Raw genomic sequence first — 2,899 nt, forward strand, 5'->3', positions numbered from 1 at the left:
CGGATGTAGGCCGGCAGGTTGTTGTAGTGCGGGGTGATGTTGGCCTGGGCGTGGTTCTGGTAGCCCAGGTCGCTCATGCGCAGGCTGGTGCCGTAGGGCAGGAAGAGCGTGTCTTCGGAGAGCGTCTCCAGCTGGTGCGGCCGGCCGCGCAGGAAATTGGTCGCCACCGCCGGCGAAGCACCGAACAGGTACATCAGCAGCCAGCTGTAGCGGCGGAAGTTGCGGATCAGGGCAATGTAGCGCTCGGACTGGTAATCGCGGCGCGACAGGGAAGGATCGACGGTGTCATCGCCGTCCCGCAGGACTTCCCACAAGTCTTCACTTAAAGAGAAGTTGTAGTGAATACCGGCGATGCACTGCATGGTGCGGCCATAGCGCAGCGCCAGGCCACGGCGGTAGACGTGCTTCAACATGCCGATGTGCGAGCTGCCGTACCAGGCCAGCGGAATCTCGTCTTCCGGCGGCAGCACGCAGGGCATCGAGGCATTCCACAGGAATTCGCCGTCCAGCTTGGTGTAGGCAAAGCGGTGGATCTCGTCCAGGCGCTGCAGGGCATCGGCGATGTCGGGCATGGCCGGGGTGATGAATTCCAGCAGCGCTTCGGAATAATCGGTGGTGATCAGGTCATTGGTCAGGGCCGAACCCAGCGCCGGCGGATGGGGCGTGCGGGCCAGATGACCCTGGCCGTCCACGCGCAGCGTCTCCCGTTCCACGCCGCGCAGGCCCTGGCCCAGCAGCGCAAGATGGTGCGGCTGGGAAAGCTGTTGCAGGCGGCGGGTGAGGAGATCGGTCATGCGGTAGTCCTTGGTTCTTGTCGCTATGTATTAGCAGCTGGGGCTTCAGGATGCGGGAGCATAACCGAAATTGCAAATCCCCGTCGTGCGCCACCCCAAATGCCAATATGAAGGAAATTGATGCAAAAAGTATTTGCAATCAAGCAATATGCCATCTCGCGCCGGCATTTCGTCCGGCCTGCCGCCTGGCTTTATAATCACGGGTTCCGGTGCTTTGCGCCTTGAGTTCGAGTGGTCCCGGCCTGACCGGGCGCCTTCTTCCCAGCCCTGCCCTTCACTTTCTAAAGCCTTATCTGCCATGTCTGCCCAACTGATCGACGGAAACCTGCTCTCCCAACAACTGCGCGCCGAAGTGGCCCAGCGCGCCGCCGCCCTCACCGCCCAAGGCAAGCAACCCGGCCTGGCCGTGATCCTGGTGGGCGACAGCCCCGCTTCCCAGGTCTACGTGCGCAACAAGGTCAAGGCCTGCCAGGACAACGGCCTGCACTCCGTGCTGGAAAAATATGAAGCCTCGATGACGGAAGCCGAGCTGCTGGCCCGCATCGACGCCCTCAACGCCGATCCCAAGATCAACGGCATCCTGGTGCAGCTGCCGCTGCCGGCCCATATCGATGCCCACAAGGTGATTGAAGCCATCGCCCCGGAAAAGGACGTGGATGGTTTCCACGTCAGCAACGCCGGGCTGCTGATGACCGGCCAGCCGCTGTTCCGCCCCTGCACCCCCTATGGCGTCATGAAGATGCTGGAATCGATCCACTACCCGGTGCGTGGCGCCAATGCGGTGGTGGTCGGTGCATCGAACATCGTCGGCAAGCCGCAGGCGATGTTGCTCTTGCAAGCCGGTGCCACCGTCACTATCTGTAACTCCAAGACCCGTGACCTCGGCCACCACACCCGCCAGGCCGACATCCTGGTGGTCGCCACCGGCAAGCGCAACATCGTCACCGCCGACATGGTCAAGCCTGGCGCAGTCGTCATCGACGTCGGCATGAACCGCGATGACAACGGCAAGCTGTGCGGCGACGTCGATTTCGCCAATGCCAAGGAAGTTGCCGGCTGGATCACCCCGGTGCCGGGTGGCGTGGGTCCGATGACCATCACCATGCTGCTGGTCAACACCATTGAAGCCGCCGAACGCAGCTGATCGGCACGCCCTTAGCGCAATACCCTCCGGCAGCCTGGCTGCCGGCTGTTTTCAGAGAAACGAGAGCCCATGACCACCACTGACATCGCCGCCAATCCCCTGCTCGATTTCTCGGGCTATGCCCAGTTCGATGCCATCCAGCCGGAGCACGTCACCCCGGCGCTGGACAAGCTGCTGGCCGACGCCAGCCGCCTGGTCACCGAACTGGAAGCACCGATGGCCGAAGTCACCTGGGACAATTTCGTCGAGCCGCTGGAATCGGCCACCGAAAAGCTGGGCCGCGCCTGGAGCGTGGTCGGCCACTTGAATTCGGTCATGGACACCCCGGCCCTGCGCGCCACCTACAACGAGAACCAGCCGCGCCTGGTGGAATTCTGGACCGCGCTGGGCCAGAACCTGGCGCTGTTCGAGAAGTACAAGGCCCTGCAGGCCAGCCCGGCCTTTGCCTCCCTGTCGGCCGCGCGCCGCAAGGTGGTGGACAATGCCGTGCGCGACTTCCGCCTGTCCGGTGCCGAACTGGCCGACGACAAGAAGGAACGCTTCGCCGAGATCCAGGAAAAGCAGGCCATGCTGACCACCCGTTTCTCCGAAAACGTGCTGGACGCCACCAATGACTTCGCCCTCTTCGTCGAGGACGAGGCCGAATTGTCCGGGCTTCCGGCCGATGTGAAGCAAGCTGCACGGGCCGCCGCCGAGAAGGATGGCAAGCCCGGCTACAAGTTCACGCTGCACTTCCCCTCGTATTTCCCGGTGCTGCAATATGCAGATAATCGCGCCCTGCGCGAGAAGATCTACCGTGCCAACGCCACCAAAGCGTCCGAGCTGGGGGTCAAGCCGGAATGGGACAACAGCGGCAACATCGACCAGATCCTGCAACTGCGCAAGGAAGAAGCGCAACTGCTGGGCTACGCCAACTTCGCCGAAGTGTCGCTGGTGGCCAAGATGGCCAAGTCGCCCAGCG

2 protein-coding genes and 1 pseudogene are annotated in these 2,899 nt (G+C 62.9%); 2 read left to right on the forward strand and 1 reads right to left on the reverse strand.

Annotated elements, in window-relative coordinates:
- Positions 1-794: pseudogene (locus tag B3873_RS19315) on the reverse strand (glutamate--cysteine ligase); the annotation flags it as partial.
- Between the two features lie 298 nt (positions 795-1,092).
- Here B3873_RS19315 and folD point away from each other — a divergent pair.
- Entirely contained in the window at positions 1,093-1,938 is an 846-nt protein-coding gene (folD, locus tag B3873_RS19320) for a bifunctional methylenetetrahydrofolate dehydrogenase/methenyltetrahydrofolate cyclohydrolase FolD (RefSeq protein ID WP_286868315.1), read from the forward strand.
- A gap of 69 nt (positions 1,939-2,007) precedes the next feature.
- Positions 2,008-2,899: M3 family metallopeptidase (locus B3873_RS19325; RefSeq protein ID WP_286868317.1), on the forward strand; the 892-nt coding region annotated here is incomplete at its 3' end.

The organism is Herbaspirillum sp. UBA812, from assembly GCF_002296545.1.
GTDB lineage: Bacteria > Pseudomonadota > Gammaproteobacteria > Burkholderiales > Burkholderiaceae_D > Herbaspirillum > Herbaspirillum huttiense.

What these genes read in the sequence shown, in the direction of transcription:
- folD (WP_286868315.1), top strand. Translation starts at nt 1,093, where the DNA reads ATGTCTGCCCAACTGATCGACGGAAACCTGCTCTCCCAACAACTGCGC.